The sequence below is a fragment of the Noviherbaspirillum cavernae genome (genome assembly GCF_003590875.1).
Classification (GTDB): Bacteria; Pseudomonadota; Gammaproteobacteria; order Burkholderiales; family Burkholderiaceae_D; genus Noviherbaspirillum; species Noviherbaspirillum cavernae.
On record NZ_QYUN01000002.1, the window covers coordinates 2,437,949 to 2,457,236 of the forward strand.

Annotated in this window: 14 protein-coding genes; 6 read left to right on the plus strand and 8 right to left on the minus strand. The window is 60.3% G+C overall.

Annotated elements, in window-relative coordinates; genetic code table 11:
• Positions 1–32: 32 nt before the first annotated feature.
• The 4 genes from D3870_RS11390 to D3870_RS11405 form a co-directional block, all read right to left on the minus strand.
• Entirely contained in the window at positions 33–1,640 is a 1,608-nt protein-coding gene (locus D3870_RS11390; RefSeq protein WP_119739193.1) for an ABC transporter ATP-binding protein, read from the minus strand.
• On the minus strand, positions 1,637–2,680 hold the full coding sequence (locus D3870_RS11395) for an ABC transporter permease (protein ID WP_119739195.1): 1,044 nt from the start codon (positions 2,678–2,680) through the stop codon (positions 1,637–1,639). The genes D3870_RS11390 and D3870_RS11395 overlap by 4 nt, the downstream gene beginning before the upstream one ends.
• A complete protein-coding gene (locus D3870_RS11400) occupies positions 2,677–3,735 on the minus strand; it encodes a microcin C ABC transporter permease YejB (RefSeq protein ID WP_119739197.1) in 1,059 nt (352 codons plus the stop codon). The genes D3870_RS11395 and D3870_RS11400 overlap by 4 nt, the downstream gene beginning before the upstream one ends.
• A gap of 128 nt (positions 3,736–3,863) precedes the next feature.
• Positions 3,864–5,663, minus strand: a complete 1,800-nt coding sequence (locus tag D3870_RS11405) for an extracellular solute-binding protein (RefSeq protein WP_119739199.1) — start codon at positions 5,661–5,663, stop codon at positions 3,864–3,866.
• A gap of 331 nt (positions 5,664–5,994) precedes the next feature.
• On the opposite strand from D3870_RS11405, the gene fabI reads away from it, so the two are divergent.
• Positions 5,995–6,783: an enoyl-ACP reductase FabI gene (fabI, locus tag D3870_RS11410; RefSeq protein WP_119739201.1), complete on the plus strand. Its 789-nt coding sequence runs from the start codon at positions 5,995–5,997 to the stop codon at positions 6,781–6,783.
• A gap of 344 nt (positions 6,784–7,127) precedes the next feature.
• Positions 7,128–8,528: a DEAD/DEAH box helicase gene (locus D3870_RS11415; RefSeq protein ID WP_119739203.1), complete on the plus strand. Its 1,401-nt coding sequence runs from the start codon at positions 7,128–7,130 to the stop codon at positions 8,526–8,528.
• Between the two features lie 90 nt (positions 8,529–8,618).
• Here D3870_RS11415 and senA read toward each other — a convergent pair whose 3' ends face one another.
• Both senA and D3870_RS22775 read right to left on the minus strand, forming a co-directional pair.
• Positions 8,619–9,815, minus strand: coding sequence for a selenoneine synthase SenA (senA, locus tag D3870_RS11420; RefSeq protein WP_199710618.1), 1,197 nt, complete (start codon positions 9,813–9,815; stop codon positions 8,619–8,621).
• 221 nt (positions 9,816–10,036) lie between these two features.
• Positions 10,037–10,201 (minus strand): hypothetical protein, encoded by a 165-nt coding sequence (locus tag D3870_RS22775; RefSeq protein ID WP_242489946.1) that lies wholly within the window; start codon positions 10,199–10,201, stop codon positions 10,037–10,039.
• A gap of 134 nt (positions 10,202–10,335) precedes the next feature.
• On the opposite strand from D3870_RS22775, the gene leuA reads away from it, so the two are divergent.
• Complete coding sequence (gene leuA / locus D3870_RS11425; protein WP_119739205.1) at positions 10,336–12,033, plus strand: 2-isopropylmalate synthase; 1,698 nt, start codon at positions 10,336–10,338, stop codon at positions 12,031–12,033.
• A 47-nt stretch (positions 12,034–12,080) separates the two neighbouring features.
• Here the strand turns inward: leuA and egtB are convergent, their stop codons facing one another.
• Both egtB and egtD read right to left on the minus strand, forming a co-directional pair.
• Positions 12,081–13,331 (minus strand): ergothioneine biosynthesis protein EgtB, encoded by a 1,251-nt coding sequence (gene egtB, locus D3870_RS11430; RefSeq protein WP_119739207.1) that lies wholly within the window; start codon positions 13,329–13,331, stop codon positions 12,081–12,083.
• A gap of 14 nt (positions 13,332–13,345) precedes the next feature.
• On the minus strand, positions 13,346–14,299 hold the full coding sequence (egtD, locus tag D3870_RS11435; protein WP_242489947.1) for an L-histidine N(alpha)-methyltransferase: 954 nt from the start codon (positions 14,297–14,299) through the stop codon (positions 13,346–13,348).
• Positions 14,300–14,535: 236 nt separating this feature from the next.
• Here egtD and D3870_RS11440 point away from each other — a divergent pair, with 236 nt between their 5' ends.
• The 3 genes from D3870_RS11440 to D3870_RS11450 all read left to right on the plus strand — a co-directional run bounded on the left by D3870_RS11440 (position 14,536) and on the right by D3870_RS11450 (position 19,194).
• Positions 14,536–15,183 carry an ABC transporter ATP-binding protein gene (locus D3870_RS11440; RefSeq protein WP_119741978.1) on the plus strand — a complete coding sequence of 216 codons (648 nt, stop codon included), beginning with the start codon at positions 14,536–14,538 and terminating at the stop codon, positions 15,181–15,183.
• Entirely contained in the window at positions 15,180–17,738 is a 2,559-nt protein-coding gene (locus D3870_RS11445; protein WP_119739209.1) for an FtsX-like permease family protein, read from the plus strand. Before D3870_RS11440 ends, D3870_RS11445 begins: the two co-directional genes overlap by 4 nt.
• A gap of 307 nt (positions 17,739–18,045) precedes the next feature.
• The gene (locus tag D3870_RS11450) at positions 18,046–19,194 is read left to right on the plus strand and encodes an IS481 family transposase (RefSeq protein WP_119739211.1); all 1,149 of its coding nucleotides are present in this window, start codon (positions 18,046–18,048) and stop codon (positions 19,192–19,194) included.
• The last annotated feature ends 94 nt before the right edge of the window (positions 19,195–19,288 follow it).

Consider the following 19,288-nt stretch of genomic DNA (forward strand, 5'->3'; position numbering starts at 1 on the left):
GCAGTCACGATCAGCTCGCGGCAAAATGCCGCTTACGAAGCGGATTCCACCCATCCCGCATTGTCATTGACGGAATACGTCGAGGCCGCCAGCAGCCGCCTGGTGTATGGCTGCACCGGATTCGACAACACGTTTTCCGTCGCACCGCTTTCCACCACCTTGCCGTCCTTCATCACCATCACGCGATGCGCCATCGCCCGGATCACCGCCAGATCGTGGCTGATGAAAACATAGGCGATGCCGTGTTTGCGTTGCAGTTCGGCCAACAGCATCAGCACCTGCTGCTGCACCGACACATCCAGCGAGGATGTCGGCTCGTCCAGCAAAATCAGTTCAGGCTTCAATACCAGTGCGCGTGCGATGGCAATGCGCTGGCGCTGACCGCCCGAGAATTCATGCGGATAGCGCGCCATCATGTCGGGCGACAGTCCAACCTCGATCAAGCCATTCGCGACGGCATCGCGCAATCCATTGCGCCCCAACTGCGGCTGATGCAGCGCCAGCCCCTCGCCCACGATCTGTTCGATCGTGCGGCGCGGCGACAGCGACGCAAACGGGTCCTGGAACACCACCTGCATCTTCGCGCGCAACGGCCGCAATGCATCGCTGGACATGTCGCTGACCGGCTGTCCCTTGAACGCAATGCGTCCATCGACGTGCGCCGATGACAGGCGCAGCAAGGCCATGCCGAGCGTCGATTTTCCCGAGCCCGATTCACCGACGATGCCGAGCGTCTCGTGCGGCTTCAGCTGCACATCGACATCATCGACCGCGACGAACGGCGTCTTCTTGAACCAGCCATGCTTGATGGAAAACGTGCAGCGCACGCGTTCCGCCGAGAGCAGCGGTTTGACGTTTTCCTCGACCTCGCCGACGATGCGTTGCGGATGGCTCGCCAGCAGCTTGCGTGTGTATGCCTCGCGCGGATTGGCGAACAATTGCGCAGTCGTTGCTGTCTCGACCAGCCGCCCTTTCTCCATCACGCCAACCCGGTCCGCGAAATGTCGCACCAGATTCAGATCGTGGGAGATCATCAGCACCGCCATGTTTTCTTCGCGCTGCAGCTGATTGAGCAGTTCCAGGATTTGCACCTGGATCGTGACGTCCAGCGCAGTGGTCGGCTCGTCAGCGATCAGCAGTTTCGGCTTGCATGCCAGCGCCATTGCGATCATCGCGCGTTGCCGCTGGCCACCCGACAATTGGTGCGGATAGGAGAGTGCGCGCCGTGCCGGGTCCGGGATATCAGTCTTGGCCAGCAACTCGACCGTGCGCTGTGCAGCGTGCTTCGCGTTGATGCCTTCATGCAGCATCAGCACCTCGGCAATCTGGTTGCCGATGGTGAACAGCGGATTCAGTGCCGTCATCGGCTCCTGAAAGATCATCGCGACATCCTTGCCGCGCACCGTGCGCATCGCCGGCTCGGTTTTTCGCAGAATGTCTTGCCCCTCGAACAGGATGCGTCCTTCGTAATCGGCATCCTGATTCAGGCGCAGCACCGACAACGATGTCACCGTCTTGCCGGAGCCCGACTCGCCGACCAGTGCGAACTTTTCGCCGGGCGCGATCGACAGACTCACATCATCGACCACCGTCGTTGCACCGAATCGCACCGTCAAATGCTGAATATCGAGCAGCGTCATGCCTTCCTCCTGACATCCAGCGCATTACGCAATGCGTCGCCGATATTGGTCAGCAGCAGCAAGGTCATGGTCAGCACCATGAACGTCGAAAGCGCGATCCACCATGCATCGAGGTTGTTTTTCCCCTGCGCCAGCAATTCGCCCAGGCTCGGCGTCGATGGCGGCACGCCGAGGCCGAGAAAATCGAGGCTGGTCAATGCCAGAATCGCCCCGCTCATGCGGAACGGCAGAAAGGTCACGACCGGTGTCATGCTGTTCGGCAACACATGACGCCAGATGATCTGGCCGTTCGACAGGCCGAGCGCGCGCGCCGCCTGTACGTATTCGAGATTGCGGTTGCGCAGAAAATCGGCGCGTACGTAATCGGACAGCCCCATCCAGCCGAACAGCGAAAGCAGAATCAGCAGCAAGCCGATGCTCGGCTCGAAGATCGATGCAAAGATGATCAGCAGGTAAAGCTCCGGCATCGAGCCCCAGATTTCCATGAAGCGCTGAAAAAACAGGTCGGTCTTGCCCGCGAAGTAACCCTGTATCGCGCCGGTGACCATGCCGAGCACGACGCCGGTGATCGTCAACGCCAGACCGAACAGCACCGATACCCGGAAGCCGTACAGCAGCCGCGCGAACACGTCGCGGCCGCGGTCGTCCGTGCCCAGCCAGTTGTCGCCCGATGGCGGCGCGGGGTTTGGCGACTTGGCGAAGTAATTCAGCGTGTCGTAGCGATAATGGTTGAGCGGATAGATGGCCCAGTTGCCATCTTTCTTGAACTGGTCCTGGATGAAGGGATCGAGATAATCCGCAGGCGAATCGAAATCGCCACCGAATACCGTTTCCGAGTAATTCTTCACGATCGGGAACACAAGCTGGCCGTTGTAGCGGGCGACGAGCGGCTTGTCATTCGACACGACTTCTGCCAGCAGACTGATCACGACCAGCACCGAAAATATGACGAGACTCCAGTAGCCGCGCCGGTTTTTCCGAAAGCGCAGCCATATGCGCCGCCAGGGAGAGAGGGAAGGTGTCGGTGTTGCTCTGTTCATCGGCTCAGGCTCTCGAACTGGACACGCGGATCGGCCCACACGTAGCAAAGATCGCCCAGCAGCTTCACTACCAGGCCGATCAGCGTAAATAGATACAGCGTGCCCATCACGACCGGATAGTCGCGCCGCACGACGGATTCATATGACAGCAGGCCGAGCCCGTCGAGCGAAAACAGCGTCTCGATCAGCAGGCTGCCGGCGAAGAATGCGCCGATGAACGCCGCCGGGAAACCCGTCACCAGCGGGATCAGCGCATTGCGGAAGACATGCTTGTACAGCACGTTCTTCTCGCTCAAGCCCTTGGCGCGCGCGGTCAATACATACTGCTTGCGAATCTCTTCCAGAAAGGTGTTCTTGGTCAGCATCGTCATCACCGCGAACGAGCCGGCGACCGAGGCCGTGACCGGCAAGGTGATGTGCCACAGATAATCGGTGACCTTGCCGAACCAGGACAAGGTCTCCCAGTTATCCGAAGTCAGGCCGCGCAACGGAAACCACTGCACGAAACTGCCGCCGCCGAACATCACGAGGAGGAAGACGCCAAGCACGAAGCCGGGAATCGAATAGCCGACCAGCACCACGATGCTGGTAATCGCATCGTAGCGGGTGCCTTCCCGTATCGCCTTGGCGATACCCAACGGGACCGAGATGAAATACGTGAGGAAGAAAGTCCACAGGCCGATGGTGATGGACACCGGAAGCTTCGACTTCACCAGCGACCAGACGTCCTTGTGGTGATAGAAACTCTTGCCGAGGTCGAAGGTCGCGAAGCCTTTCAGCATTTGCCAGAAGCGTTCCAGCGGCGGCTTGTCGAAGCCGTACAGCGCCTGGATTTCCTTGACTCGCTCGGCGTCGAGGCCCTGCCGTCCGCGATAGTCGGCTGCGCCCCTGCCGGACGCCTCGCCGCCGCCGATCTGGCCTTTCAACTCCATCATCGCCTGTTCGACCGGACCGCCGGGAACGAACTGGATCACGGCAAACGTGATGGCGACGACACCGAACAGGGTCGGCAACATCAACAGCATTCGCTTCGCAATATAGGACCAGATATTCATGTCAGCATCTCATTATGTGCATCTGCATCGACTGTCGTTCAATGCCACTCTGTCATTCCAAACGAATGCGAGGAATCTTCATTTGCACCGGAGACTCCTCACATTCGTTCGGAATGACAAGCCGATAGTCATCGCGGCTTCTTCTGCCACCACGTCGAAATCACGTACGGATCGGCCTGAAAATACAGCGGCGCCACTTCCGGAATGCCGAACCGGTCGCGGTAGGCGACACGATGCGTAGACGAGAACCAGTGCGGAACGACGATGAATTTATTCAGCAAGACCCGATCCAATGCCCGCGAGGCAGCGACCAGCTCCTTGCGCGTCGTCGCCGTGACCAGCGTCCCGACCAGCTTGTCCACCGCGGGGTCCTTCAAGCCCCAGGCATTGCTCGAACCTTTTTCATCCGCCGCCTTGGACCCGAACATGTCGAACATTTCGTTGCCAGGACTCGTCACATCGGGAAAGCGGATGCTCGTCATGTCGAAATCGAACTCATCCATCCGCCGCTGCACCAGGGCGAAATCGGCAGTACGCTGATTGACCTGGATGCCGAGTTTTTGCAGGTTGCGTATATAGACGCTGATGATGCGCGACAGCGCCGACTGGTCGTCCAGAATTTCGAACGTGAACGGCTCGCCCTTCGCGTTGCGCAACGCGCCATCCTTGTATTCCCAGCCCGCTTCCTTGAACAGGGTTTTCGCCTGCAGCAGGTTGGCACGCAGCGAGGCTGGCGGATCGGTGCGCGGCGGCACGGGAGCGGGTCCGAAGACTGCAGGGGCCAGTTGGGAGCGCAGGGATTCCAGCAACTTCAGCTCCCCGTCGGTCGGCACACCGGTCGCACCGAGTTCGCTGTTGTTGAAGAAGGAATAGATGCGCGTGTACTGGCCGTAGAACAACTGCCGGTTCATCCATTCGAAATCGAGTGCGAGGCCGAGCGCCTTGCGCACGCGAATGTCGGCAAATTGCGGGCGGCGCAGATTCATCACGAAGCCCTGCATGCCCGCGCCATTAGAGTGCGTCAGTGTGCGCTTGACGATCTCGCCGCTTTCGAATTTCGGTCCGGTGTAGCTGCGCGCCCAGTTCTTGGCGCTGTATTCGACCACGACATCGAACTCACCCGCCTTGAACGCCTCCAGCCGCGCGACATCGTCCTTGTAGAAGCGATAGTTGATGCGTCCGAAATTGAACATTCCCCTGCGGGACGGAACATCGTCCCCCCAATACGCGGGATTGCGCTTGTAATTGATCGAACGGCCGACATCGAAGCGGTCGATCAGATACGGACCGGAGGCAATCGGCGCTTCCAGCTGGATGTTGTCAAACGACGTTTTTGCGCCCCACTTGCGCGAGAACACCGGCACACCACCCACGATCAATGGCAGTTCGTGATTGAGCGATTTGAAATCGAAGCGCACGGTGCGATCGTCGACGACCACGCATTGCTTGACGTCGGCAAAGATCGTCTTGAACTGCGGCGCGCCCTTGGTGACGAGGCTATCGAACGAATGCTTGACGTCGGCGGCCGTCACCGGATCGCCATTGTTGAATTTCGCTTTGGGATTGAGGCGGAAGGTCATCGACATCCGGTCCGGTGCCAGTTCCATGTCCTCGGCCAGCAGGCCGTACATGGTCGCCACCTCGTCCGAAGAAGCGGCAGCCAGGGTCTCGAACATCAGATTTGAGACGCCCGCCGCAGCCACCCCCTTCAGCGTGAACGGATTGAACTTGTCGAAGCTGGTGCGGCGGTCCGGGTTGGCGAGGAACAACTCGCCGCCCTTGGGCGCATCCGGATTCACGTAATCGAAGTGCTTGAACCCGGCCGGATATTTCGGTGTGTCGTACAGGGAAAATGCGTGAGCGGCGACTGCGCTGCCGCCATGGCAAAGAATTCCGACGAGCAGGATAGGGAGAAGGAGTTTATGCATTCGCCTGGTTATGTAATTGCGTTGCGCTCAGTCCCGAGAGTTGGGTTATTGTACCGAAAGGGTCATGCTGCGGCGCGATTTTATGGCCGGCAAGGTGCAATGCGTTGGCGGCGCGGTCTTGCGCCTCGTCACGACGAAACGAACCGGATACCGGCATCCCCTCTTTTCCCGTCAAGGCAAAGGTTGCCGTGACCGCGGCAAGCACCTACAATCTTGGCCAGTTTGAGACCCGAGTAACGCACAACAACCCTCCCCCGCCTGTTCATGCGACTTCCCGGCCGATTTGCGGCTGCGAGCATCCAACACACGCGGGACACATTTGGAGTCATTCATGGCATTCCTGCAAGGCAAAAAAATCCTGATCACCGGCCTCTTGTCGAACCGCTCCATCGCCTACGGCATCGCACAGGCATGCAAGCGCGAAGGTGCGGAACTGGCATTCACCTACGTCGGCGATCGCTTCAAGGACCGCATCACCGATTTCGCGAAGGAATTCGACAGCAATCTGATATTCGATTGCGATGTCGGCAGCGATGAACAGATCAACGCGCTGTTCGCCGATCTCGGCAAATCCTGGGATCGTCTGGATGGCCTGGTGCATGCGATCGGCTTTGCGCCGCGCGAAGCGATTGCCGGCGATTTTCTTGACGGCCTGTCGCGCGAAGGATTCAAGATCGCGCACGATATTTCGGCCTACAGCTTCCCGGCGATGGCGAAGGCCGCATTGCCGATGCTGAGCCCGAACGCGGCGCTGCTGACCCTGACCTATCTCGGCTCGGTGCGCGCCCTGCCGAACTACAACACCATGGGCCTGGCCAAGGCATCGCTGGAAGCCAGCGTGCGTTACCTGGCGGAATCACTCGGCCCGAAAGGCATCCGTGTCAATGGCGTGTCAGCCGGCCCGATCAAGACGCTGGCTGCCAGCGGCATCAAGGATTTCGGCAAGATCCTGAATTTCGTGAAGGCAAATGCGCCGCTGCGCCGCAACGTCACCATCGAAGATGTCGGCAATGCGTCCGCCTTCCTTCTGTCCGATCTGGCGGGTGGCATTACCGGCGAAATCACCTATGTCGATGGCGGCTTCTCGCATGTGGTCGCCGGCATGGGCGAAACCGAATAAACGCTGCGACCCAATGCGGACGGGCAATTTTTTACCTGTCCGCATTTGGCAATGCAACATTCCAGCCGCCAAATACCTCGGCAGTGATTTGATTTAGTCGGTATAATTCGCCGCTGTGCACTGCAACATGACTTGCACAATCGCAGCATCGCGAACCCTTAGCAATAACGATAAAGCCCTCCCGCCCTTTGGTGTTGATTCTTGAACACCGTCCCGGCGCAAAGCTTTTGTGCCGAAATCTCTCAGATTCTTTCTCAGCAGTTTCGTTGGTTGGCGTTGCATTTTTACGTGCGCGCATTGCCCTGTAACAAGGCGGCGTGCCGTTGATTCTACGAAGGAACACAATGACTTTTGAAGCACTAGGCCTACACGCGTCCATTCTCAAAGCACTGACCGACGCCGGCTATACCGCGCCGACCCCTGTCCAGGCGCAAGCCGTTCCGGCAGCGATGGCGGGACGCGACTTGCTGGTTTCGTCACAAACCGGCTCCGGCAAGACAGCAGCATTCATGCTGCCGGCATTGCACACGTTTGCCGAAGAGGAACAACAAAATGCGGGCGGCAAAACAGCGAACCAGGAGCGCCAGTCCGCCCGTTCGCGCGGCGAGCGTCCGCGTTTTCAACCGGCACAACCAAAGATGCTGGTCTTGACCCCAACCCGCGAACTCGCCTTGCAGGTGACGACCGCAACCGAAAAATACGGTATCAATCTGCGCCGTGTGCGCGCCGTGTCGATTCTCGGCGGCATGCCGTATCCGAAACAGATGCAATTGCTGGCGAAGAATCCGGAAATTCTGGTTGCCACGCCAGGCCGGCTGATCGATCACATGGAATCCGGCAAGATCAATTTCTCGCAGCTGCAGATGCTGGTGCTGGACGAAGCCGACCGCATGCTCGACATGGGCTTCATCGACGATATCGAAAAGATCGTCGAAGCGACGCCGGAAACGCGTCAAACCATGCTGTTCTCCGCCACGCTGGACGGCGTCGTGGGCAACATGGCCAAGCGCATCACGCGCGATCCGCTCACCATCCAGATCGCCGGCTCTGCCACCAAGCATGAAAACATCCAGCAGCGCGTCCATTTCGTGGACGACCTGTCGCACAAGAATCGCATTCTCGACCATCTGCTGCGCGACACGACAATCGACCAGGCCGTGGTCTTCACCGCGACCAAACGCGATGCCGACACGATCGCCGACCGTCTGAACATCGCCGGTTTTGCCGCCGCCGCATTGCATGGCGACATGCACCAGGGTGCGCGTAACCGCACGCTGAACGCATTGCGCCGCAAGCAGGTTCAAGTGCTGGTCGCCACCGACGTGGCCGCACGCGGCATCGACGTGCCGGGCATCACGCACGTGGTCAATTACGATCTGCCGAAGTTCCCGGAAGATTACGTGCACCGGATCGGTCGTACCGGCCGTGCGGGTCGCAACGGTCTGGCGATCTCCCTAGTGAACCACAGCGAGAACATCAACATCAAGCGCATCGAACGCTTTACCAAGCAGACGATCCCGGTCGATGTGATCGAAGGCTTCGAGCCGAAGAAAACGGCGTCCGCGCCGCGTTCGAACCGCAAACCGGGTGGCTGGAAGCCCGGCGACAATCGCGGCAATTCGGGCAACGCCGGCAAGCCGGGTCAACGCACCTTCAGCAAACCGGGCGGACCGCGCAAGGAAGGCGGCTTTGGCAAGGGCTCCGGCGATGGCTACAATTCGCGCCGCAGCTACGGCGATCGCTGATCGCCATAGCGCTTGAAGAACGACCGCTTCGGCATTGCCGAGCGGTCGTTTTTTATTGGGCCGCGGATTCGTAGAGTGTTCGTGGCGCTGTTACAGTGCACAGGTGCGGAACCCCGCAAACATGTCGTTGCGTTCCGGCGCATGGAAATTGCGGAATTTCGGTGAACGCATCCGCAACGGTGTCGCAAACGACGCGCCTCGCAAGACCTGGTGCGTCATGAAATGCGGTTCGGAATATTCGCGATAACCGTCTGCCGAAAACCCCGGATACGGCTCGAAGGGTGAGCACGTCCACTCCCACAGATCGCCCCAGCGTAACGCGGCATGGCCGGACAGCGCTGCGAATTCCCATTCCGCTTCGCTCGGCAGACGCCGTCCCGCCCACATGCAATACGCCTGCGCCTCGTAGAGCGAGACATGGCGCACCGGCTCGTCGAGCGGCAGCGCGAAATGCCGGCCGAAGCGCTCGCATCGCCAGCGCTTGCCGTCACGCAGCCAATCGCGCGGCGCGGAGCGACACTGTTGCATCAGCCATTGCCGTCCCGCCGCCGACCAGAACTGCGGATGCTGATAGCCTCCGTCCGCGATGAAATCGCTGTACTGCGCATTGTTCACCAAAGTGGAATCCATCGAGAACGACGGCACGTAACATGCATGTGCCCATTTCTCGTTGTCGAATACGAATCCTGCGTCACGTTTACTGCCGAGCTCTATCGTGCCGCCGGGAAAACGGATCTCTCCTTGTGCCCATGCCGGGATCGTGCGTTCAGCGAGACGCGGCGGCAGGATCACACCTAGGGTCTGCAGCATCTGCGCCAGAGCTTCGCCGCGCTGGTCTTCGTACGCCAGTGCGAGTCGGTACGGATACAACGCAGCATCGTCGTCAGCAGAGCGGTTTAACTTGTCGAGTTTGTCGAGCACACGATCAAGCACTTCATGGCAATAGGTCTTGAGTGCGCCCGCGCCGGGAAGCCCGAGCGTCCAGCGGGCACGGTGCGGCACCGTGTTGGCGTCGAACCAGTCATCGCCCTTGGTCAGCAGCGACGCGCGCTGCGCCGCCACCGGCGCACTCGATTGCGCTTCACGCAGCACGTACCATTCGGCAAACCACGCAATGTGTCCCAGTTCCCATAGCGGCGGATTAACAGTTGGCAACATCGGCACATTGACCGGCGCATCCATGCCGGCCTGCGCAAAACACTCGAAGGTGGCAAGCGTATCGTCACGCGCATCCTGCAAAGCGTCAGCCAGCTCATCGCGGGAGGCGGTTCGAAATGAAAGATTCATCAAGGAGCAGGTGGAATGAAAAGGAATGGATGTCGAGGTCAGTATTCGCGCTCATTATCGGCCTCGGCAAGCGTGCTGTCGATTGAACAACTTCCCGCCTTGACATGAATCTGTTGCCAACCAGTCCATTATTGACAAGGAGTGGCAGCTTCTCTTACAGTCGCACAATGTTCTCCGGAAAATTTTCCTCCTCGCTACTACTGCTACCCGCCAGCGCTCCGCTAGCGGCGTCGCTGCTGCGCCTGGCGCGCTGACACTCCCCCTTCCTTGTTGTTTGCGAGCGCTGCTCCGCCATTCCGGCCGGTGCGGATGTTGAAAATTTCAGAAAGCTTCCGGTCCATGCATTTCAAGTCGATTCCCGTAACGTTCATCAGCGGCGATGCCATCGCCTTGATGATCTTTGCGCGTTCGCTTGCTCTGCTACCGCTACCGATCGGTTGCCTGGCCTCGCGCTAGTGGCAGTCAGGCAGCCATTCCGCCACATCTGATCCATTCAACACCCTCACAAAAAGGATGCACCATGATGTTGCCGAATCCGGCGGCGAAGTACCGCCCGTTCTCCCCTGTTCAGCTCACCGATCGTACCTGGCCGGACCATGTCATTTCCAGACCGCCGATCTGGATGAGCACCGATCTGCGCGACGGCAATCAGTCGCTGATCGAACCCATGAGCCCGGAACGCAAGCTGCGTTTCTTCGAGATGCTGGTGAAGATCGGCCTGAAGGAAATCGAGGTCGCCTTTCCGTCCGCTTCGCAAACCGATTACGACTTCGTGCGCAAGCTGATCGAGGAAGAGCGCATCCCGCGTGACGTCACGATCGAAGTGCTGACGCAATCGCGCGAAGACCTGATCCGCCGCACGGTGGATTCCGCGACCGGTGCGCGGCGCGCCATCGTGCACCTGTACAACGCGATCTGTCCGCAATTCCGCCGCATCGTGTTCGGCATGTCGCGCAAGGAAGTCAAAGAGATCGCCGTGTCGGGAGTGAAGCTGATCAAGCAGCTGACGGACGAACGTCCGCAAACGGAATGGGTGTTCCAGTATTCGCCGGAAACCTTCAGCATGGCCGAACTCGATTTCGCCAAGGAAGTGTGCGACGCGGTATCCGAAGTCTGGCAACCGACACCGCAGCGCAAGATGATCATCAACCTGCCCACCACAGTCGAGTGCAGCACGCCAAACGTGTATGCAGACCAGATCGAATGGATGCACCGCCATCTCGCGCGCCGCGATTCCATCATTCTCAGCGTGCATCCGCACAATGACCGCGGCACGGCGGTCGCGGCGGCGGAACAGGCGGTCATGGCCGGCGCGGATCGCGTCGAAGGCTGCCTGTTCGGCAACGGCGAACGCACCGGCAATGTAGATCTCGTCACGCTCGCCTTGAACCTGTATACGCAAGGCGTGCATCCGGGCCTCGATTTTTCGGATATCGACGAAGTGCGCAAATGCGTGGAAGAGTGCAACCAGTTGCCGGTGCATCCGCGCCATCCGTATGTGGGCGATCTGGTGTTCACTGCATTCTCCGGCTCGCATCAGGATGCGATCAAAAAAGGTTTCGCGCAGCAACAGCCTGACTCGATATGGGAAGTGCCTTATCTTCCGATCGACCCGGCAGACTTGGGGCGCAGCTACGATGCGGTGATCCGCGTCAACAGCCAGTCTGGCAAGGGTGGCATGTCGTATCTGCTGGAGCAGGAATATGGTTTGGCTTTGCCGCGCCGCCTGCAGATCGAGTTCAGCCGCGCGGTACAACGCGTGACGGACGATACCGGCAGGGAAGTCGCGGCGGAAGATATCTACGCCATCTTCAAGCGGGAATATCTGGATGCGCAATCCCCCTGCATCTACCGTTCGCACCGAATGGTGGATGACGGACAGCCCGGCGAAGTGATGGTCGAGGCGAGCATCGTGCATGCCGGCAAGGCGATGGATGTGCATGGACGCGGCAATGGTCCAATCGATGCGTTTGTCGCTGCCTTGTTCACGGCGCTCGGCATGAATATCCGGGTCATGGATTACAGCGAACACGCCATCGGCACAGGTGCCGATTCCCGCGCAGCCTGCTATGTCGAACTGCGGCTGGATAACGGCCCTACCCTGTTCGGCGTCGGCATCGACGCCAATATCGTGACAGCTTCATTCAAGGCAATACTGGGCGCGGTGAATCGGCAGATTGCGGCGGAGGGACGGAGTGTGCAGATTCGGGCGGCATAGCAATGCGATGCGCGTTCACTGTCCCACACGGCAGTGAACGCGTTGCATCACGACTTTGCCAACCGTATTCCCGTGAACTGCCAGCGCGCACTCGCGGGGAAAAAATTGCGATAGGTGATGCGCGCATGCTTCGGCGGCGTCACGCATGAAGATCCGCGCAACACATACTGGTTCACCATGAACTTGCCGTTGTATTCGCCGATCGCGCCGGCTGCCGTGATGTAGCCCGGATACGGCGCGTAGCTGCTGGAAGTCCATTGCCACACCGCGCCGAAAAGCTGCGTCAATCCGCTGCCGGACATTGCCGATGCCGCGGACGGGTGTGGCGCATTTGTTTCCGGGATCATTGCGATGCCCGCGGCAGCGCGTTCCCACTCCGCTTCGGTGGGGAGCCGTGCACCCGCCCAGCGAGCATAGGCATCCGCCTCGAAATACGATATATGCGTTGCCGGCCGCTCCGGATCGAGCGGCTGCAATCCATGCAGCGTGAACTCATTCCATCCCGATGCATCGGGCCGCCAATACATTGGATGCGCCAGCTGATTCGCCCGCACCCAGTCCCATCCTTCCGACAGCCAGAGCGCCGGTTTGTCGTATCCGCCGTCCTCGACGAACGCGAGAAACTCGCCATTGGTGACCAATCGCGATGCGAGCGAAAACCTTTCGACGAATTCCCTGTGTCGCGGCGTTTCATTGTCGAAGCAAAAGGCACCGCCCGCATGCCCGATCTCAATGAGCGCAGCGTCGAAATGCTGCCACGTCAAGGGCGACACCCTGCCGGACGGTTCAAGCAATCTCTGCGCATATGACGGTGCAAGCGGATTGAGCGACAGCAAATGCTTGAGGTCGGTGAGGATCAATTCCTGATGCTGCTGCTCATGCTGCAAGCCAAGCTCCACCAGTTCGCGCAGCATGCCGGACATCTCGCTGCGCATCAGCCGGGGAAGAAGCCGGCCCACGCGTTCATCGACGTTCCTGCGGTATGCACGCACCTCATCGAGCGAAGGACGCGTCAGCATGCCGCGCTGCGGGCGAGGATGCTTTTCGCCGATGCCGTTGTAGTAGGAATTGAAGAGCACCCGAAACATCGGATGAAAGGGCCGGAATCCCGGTTCGAAACGCTCCAGGATGAAGGTCTCGAAGAACCACGTGGTATGCGCGAGGTGCCATTTGACGGGACTGGCGTCCGGCATCGATTGCACGCAGCAATCCTCGTCCGACAACGGCTCGGACAGCGCCACGGTATATCGGCGCACCGCGTCGTACTCGGCAATCAGGCTGTCAGCGTCATTTCTCATTTTTCCGCATCACACTACACCGCTCTCGCATGACAGACCATGAACCATCCGCGCTCATCGGTCCAGGTGCGGGCATCGGCAAAGCCTGCGCGCGCCAGCAGTTGCCTGAAACTGTCCTGCGTGTACTTGTAGCTGTTCTCCGTATGAATGCGCTGCCCTTCGCGGAAATGCCGATGGCCCTGTGACCACTTCACATCGATATCTCGCCTGGCTTCGAGATGCATTTCGATTCGGCTTTTCCGCTCGTTGAAGAAAGCACGATGCCGCCATTCTCGCGGGTCAAAGTTTGCGCCGAGCAGATTGTTCAAATGCACCAGCAGATTCAGGTTGAATGCACCAGTCAGACCGAGCGCATCGTCGTAGGCCGCATTCAGCACATGTGTGTCCTTGACCAGATCGACGCCGATCAGCAGGCCGCCATCGTTGCGGCAGGCCTCACGAATGCGCGCCAGAAAAACAGTCGCCTGCTCCGGCGTGTAGTTACCGATGGACGATCCGGGATAGAAGAACAGGCGTCGGTCATGACCGATTTCTGCCGGCAGGCTCAGCGCGCTGGAGAAATCCATCCCCACTCCGGTCATCTTGATCTGCGGAAAACGGCTTTGCAGGCAGGTGACCGACTCCTGCAGGAAATCCACCGAGATATCGATGGCGACATATTCTGACGGGTGCAGAAAGGAAAACATGCGCGCTGCCTTTGCGCAATTTCCCGCACCGAGATCGATCAGTATGCTGCCCGGCTCCACCGAACGCGCGATGTCGGGCAGATGCCTGCTGAATATCGCCGCTTCGGTGCGTGTGGGGTAGTACTCCGGCAGTTCGCAGATGGCTTCGAACAATTTCGAGCCAAGGACGTCGTAAAGATATTTGGAGGATGCAAAAGGAATTTCCGCGAGCAGTCCTGCGCTCAATTCGTTGCGAATGGCGGCGGCGTCCTGGCGATAGAGTTGAATAAATCCGTTTTGCAACGTTTCAGCACCATTGGGTGCGCCGTTGATCCGCAAACGCTGAATCGCACGACACACGATTGTGAGGAATGCTTCCAGCTATCATAAGAAACAAAAAACACGAGCCCTTGATGCGACACAAGCGGAAGCCAATCGAATGGCCGATTTCGGCATCGCTTCTGTTGTGCAGGAATTCATTCGTTGTGGCAATGTTGTACTGCCTGTGGCATCCCCGCAACCGACCCATGCCCGAATCCATGCTTGAACTGCGCCGCCTCACCAAATCCTATGCAAACGGCAGACGGGTTCTGACCGATCTCTCGTATACCCTGAATGCAGGCGAGTATGTGGCGATCATGGGCGACTCCGGCGTCGGCAAATCGACGCTGCTGAATCTGATTGCCGGTCTTGATGCGCCCGATGCGGGCGACATCCTGATCGACGGCACGCCGCTGTCGGCGCTCGATGACGACGCGACCACCACCTTGCGGCGCGAGAAGTTCGGATTCATCTTTCAGGCCTTCCATGTGTTGCCGCACCTCACGCTGATCCAGAACGTCGCGCTACCGTTGTTGCTGAACGGCGATACGACGCAACGCGCGCAAGACATGCTGATTGCGGTCGGTCTGGACGGGCGCGGCAGCGATTTTCCGCGCCAGCTTTCCGGCGGCGAACTGCAGCGCGTCGCCATTGCGCGCGCGCTGGTTCATCGTCCCCGGCTCCTCCTCGCCGACGAACCGACCGGCAATCTCGATCCCGATACCGCGCATGAAGTGTTGATGCTGCTGCGGCGCGAACTCAAGGACAATGGCGCGTCCGGCATCATCGTCACCCATTCGCCGGCGGCGGCGGAAACGGCGGATCGCGTACTGCTGCTGACCCGGGACGGCCTGCAGCCGAAATGAGCGCCCTGCCCTTGCATTCATCCTCCTCTCGCTGGCAGCTGCGGCGCTGGCTGATCGGCGGCGAGTGGCGCACGCATCCGGTGCGGGCGCTGGTCGCGATCGGCGCGATTGCATTGGGTGTGGCGCTGGGCTTCGCGATTCATTTGATCAACGCCGCGGCCTTCAACGAATTTTCCGCCGCCGTCAAAAGCCTGTCCGGGCAATCCGACCTGCAGGTGCGCGCTGTACAGCCGTTCTTCGACGAGGCGCTCTATCCGCAGCTTGCACAGCGCGACGGCATCGCGGTCGCCAGTCCAGTGCTGGAACTCGATGCCGTCGCGCCCGGCGAAACCAGCGCATTGAAAATCATCGGCATCGACGTGTTCCGTTCCGCCGCGATTGCGCCCGATCTGGTGGGGCAGGCGGCAGCAGACAAGCCGTTCGACACATTGGCGGACGATGCGGTTTTTCTTTCTCCGGCGGCGATGGAATGGCTGCGGGTGAAAGCGGGCGACACACTGGAGCTTCGCAGCGGCACGCAGGTATTCGCGATGCGCGTCGCCGGCGGCCTGGTACGGGCGCATCCGGGCCAGCGCATCGGCGTGATGGATATCGCCGCCGCGCAATGGCGATTCAACAGGATCGGGCAGATTTCGCGCGTCGATCTGAAGCTGACGGAAGGTGTGGACCGGCCGGCATTCAAGGCATCCTTGTCGCAGGATCTGGGCGCATCCTTTCTTGTTACCGAAACCGCGGATCAGGAAGCAAGGGCCTCGAACATGTCGCGCGCCTATCGCGTCAACCTGAACATGCTGGCCATGATCGCCCTGTTTACCGGCGCATTTCTGGTGTTCTCCACGCAGGCCTTGTCCGTGCTGCGGCGGCGCAGCGAGCTTGCGCTGTTGCGCGTGGTCGGGCTGACGCGCCGGCAGTTGCTGACGCAGATTCTGCTGGAAGGCGCGGTGCTGGGCGTCATCGGCTCGCTGCTCGGTCTTGCCATTGGTTACGCAATGGCGGCAGCGGCGCTCCATCTCTTCGGCGGCGACCTCGGCGGCGGCTACTTTCCCGGTGTGAAGCCGACGGCGCATTTCTCATTGAGCGCCGCCGCACTATTTTTCCTGCTCGGCACCACAGTCGCCTTGCTCGGCTGTGCCAGTCCGGCACTCGAAGCGGCGCGTGCCAGGCCCGCACAGGCGCTCAAATCCGGCAGCGAGGACGTGGCGCTGGCGCGACTGGCAACGCCGTGGCCGGCCATCGCCAGTCTCGTGCTCGGGGCCTTGTGCACACAGTTTCCTCCTGTCATGGGCTTGCCGATATTCGGCTATGTCGCCATCGCCCTGCTGCTGATCGGTGCCATTGCATTGATGCCGCCGCTGGCCGCGCTGGTGTTCTCGGCCTTGTCGGCGCTTGCAGAACGCCATTCGGCAAATGCCGTGGTCCGCCTCACGCTGGCGCGGCTGGCGAATGCGCCGAATCAGGCTTCCATCGCGCTGGGCGGCGTGCTGACGAGCTTCAGCCTGATGGTGGCGATGGCGATCATGGTGTCGAGCTTTCGCGTCTCGGTGAACGACTGGCTGACGCATCTGCTGTCGGCCGATCTCTACGTGCGTTCGGCGGCAGGCGGCAACACCGGCGGCTTGAATCCTGCGGAGCAGCAAGCCATCGTGGCGATACCCGGCGTGGCGCGCGGCGAATTCCAGCGCCACATGCAACTGGCGCTCGATCCCGCCCGCCCCAATGTCGCACTCATTGCGCGACGGATCGATGCGGATGATCCCGGCAAGGTCTTGCCGATGGCGGGCGAGTCCGTCTCGCCGACCCTCCACGCAGGCGCGATGCCGATATGGGTGTCGGAAGCCATGCTCGACCTCTACGGGTATACGGTCGGCCAACGGGTGATACTGCCGGTCGGCGTCCAGCCACGGGAGTTCATCGTCGCGGGCGTGTGGCGCGACTATGCGCGGCAATCGGGCGCGATCCAGATGCGGCTCGCCGACTATCAACTACTGACGGCCGACAAGGATGTAAACGATGTGGCGCTCTGGCTGCAAGCGGATGTGCCTGCGGCGCAAGTCGTCGATGCATTGAAGCGACTGCCCTTCGGCGGAGCGCTGGAGTTTGCGGAACCGAGCGAGATCCGCGCGATCAGCATGCGCATTTTCGATCGGAGTTTTGCAGTGACTTACCTGCTGGAGCTGGTGGCGATCGTGATCGGCCTGTTCGGCGTGGCGGCGACCTTCTCGGCGCAAACGCTGGCGCGGGCGAAGGAGTTCGGCATGTTGCGGCATATCGGCGTGACGCGGCAGCAGATTCTGGCGATGCTGGCGGCGGAAGGCGGATTGCTGGCGCTGCTGGGGATTGTGGTGGGGTTTGTACTGGGAGGCGGCATCAGCCTGATCCTGGTGTTCATCGTGAATCCGCAGTCGTTTCATTGGACGATGCAGTTGCATTTGCCGTGGGGTGGGTTGTTGTTGGCTGCGGTGGTGCTGCTTGTTTCGGCGGCGGCGACGGCGCTGGCGGCGGGGAGGTATGCGGTGTCGGGGGAGGTGGTGAGGGCTGTGAGGGAGGATTGGTGATGGATGTCCTGATGTCATTCCGGCAGTTGATGTCATTGCGGCGCAGGGTGCAGCAGGGAATTTGGACAGCATGCTGTCCGCCTGCGGAACGGTTTGCGCTTGCAAGCGCAAACGCGCCGTGCAAGGGGGAATCCAGTGGCGTTCGCGGCGTAACGATGTCGCCGCTTCGTGGGGACAGGCCGGGGGTGGCCCGGCAGCCGGTTACTTTCTTTGCTTCGCTGTATAGACCGGAGACATAGGTGACACTTGTGCCGGGACATAGGTAACACTTTCGGTATCCCAAAGATGCCGGAAGGATCATCCACCCATGTCCTGGAAAGCGATAGACACGATGACTCTGCGTCAGGAATTTCTCTCATTGGCCCGTCAGGAGGGAGTGAACATGAGTGCGCTATGTGCGCAGTTCGGCATCAGCCGCAAGACCGGCTACAGGCTATTGGCCCGCGTGGCCGAAGAGGGATTGGCCGGAATGGCTGACCGCTCGCGCCGGCCATTGCACAGCCCGCAGCGCACGGATGCCGACGTCGAGGAGCTGGTGGTCGGACTGCGCAAGGAACATCCGGCCTGGGGTGCACGCAAGCTGCAGCGGCGCTTGCGCGATCTGGGCCATCAAGGCATCCCGACACCCAGCACCATCACTCGCATCCTGCACCGGCACCATCTGGTCGATCCGCAGGCCAGTGAAGACAGTACGCCATGGACACGTTTCGAGCATGCCGCACCCAACGATCTGTGGCAAATGGACTTCAAGGGCTGCTTCGAGACGGCCTCGGCTACCTGCCATCCGCTGACCGTCATTGACGACCACTCGCGCTACAACCTGACGCTTGCAGCCTGTGCCCGCCCCAACCGGGAACACGTACAGGCAGCACTGCAGGATGTGTTTCGCCGCCATGGCATGCCGGTCCGCATCAACGCCGACAACGGCTCCCCCTGGGGCAGCCCGTCACGACATGAGCACGGCATCACCAGACTGACCATCTGGCTGATCCAGCTGGGCATCCAGATCAGCCATAGTCGTCCAGCGCACCCGCAGACCAATGGCAAGAACGAACGCTTCCATCGCAGCCTGAAGCGCGAAGTGCTGCGAGGACAATGCTTCCGTGATCTGGACGAGGCGCAGGAGGCGTTCGATGGCTGGCGGCAAGTGTACAACCATGAACGGCCGCATGAGGCGCTGGGACTGGCCACGCCGGTGACGCGTTACCGGCCCAGCCGGCGGGTCTATCCGGAGACATTGCCGGAGATTCATTACCGCGATGGCGATCTGGTACAGGTAGTGGGGTGGGACGGCAAGATCGTTGTGCAGGGGCGCCGCTTCAGGGTCTCCAATGCCTTGCACACGCATCCGATTGCGGCTCGTCCGCATCCTCGGCAGGACGGCGTGTTCGATCTGTACTTTGCGCACCATCGCTTCGGCCAGATCGACTTGCGCACGACAAAAGGAGACGATTAAATGTGTTACCTATGTCCCGGCACATCTGTTACCCATGTCCCGAGTCTGTACACTTCGCCAAAGAAAGTAACCAAAGAAAGGCGACCGCAAGCCG

Bases quoted from the DNA above. Each gene is read 5' to 3' on its own strand.
- D3870_RS11440 (WP_119741978.1), top strand. From the start codon at position 14,536: ATGCTTGAACTGCGCCGCCTCACCAAATCCTATGCAAACGGCAGACGG.
- D3870_RS22775 (WP_242489946.1), bottom strand. From the start codon at position 10,201: ATGGCATCGCCGCTGATGAACGTTACGGGAATCGACTTGAAATGCATG.
- senA (WP_199710618.1), bottom strand. From the start codon at position 9,815: ATGAATCTTTCATTTCGAACCGCCTCCCGCGATGAGCTGGCTGACGCT.
- D3870_RS11450 (WP_119739211.1), top strand. From the start codon at position 18,046: ATGTCCTGGAAAGCGATAGACACGATGACTCTGCGTCAGGAATTTCTC.
- D3870_RS11405 (WP_119739199.1), bottom strand. From the start codon at position 5,663: ATGCATAAACTCCTTCTCCCTATCCTGCTCGTCGGAATTCTTTGCCAT.
- D3870_RS11400 (WP_119739197.1), bottom strand. From the start codon at position 3,735: ATGAATATCTGGTCCTATATTGCGAAGCGAATGCTGTTGATGTTGCCG.
- D3870_RS11390 (WP_119739193.1), bottom strand. From the start codon at position 1,640: ATGACGCTGCTCGATATTCAGCATTTGACGGTGCGATTCGGTGCAACG.
- egtB (WP_119739207.1), bottom strand. From the start codon at position 13,331: ATGAGAAATGACGCTGACAGCCTGATTGCCGAGTACGACGCGGTGCGC.
- D3870_RS11445 (WP_119739209.1), top strand. From the start codon at position 15,180: ATGAGCGCCCTGCCCTTGCATTCATCCTCCTCTCGCTGGCAGCTGCGG.
- D3870_RS11415 (WP_119739203.1), top strand. From the start codon at position 7,128: ATGACTTTTGAAGCACTAGGCCTACACGCGTCCATTCTCAAAGCACTG.
- fabI (WP_119739201.1), top strand. From the start codon at position 5,995: ATGGCATTCCTGCAAGGCAAAAAAATCCTGATCACCGGCCTCTTGTCG.
- D3870_RS11395 (WP_119739195.1), bottom strand. From the start codon at position 2,680: ATGAACAGAGCAACACCGACACCTTCCCTCTCTCCCTGGCGGCGCATA.
- leuA (WP_119739205.1), top strand. From the start codon at position 10,336: ATGATGTTGCCGAATCCGGCGGCGAAGTACCGCCCGTTCTCCCCTGTT.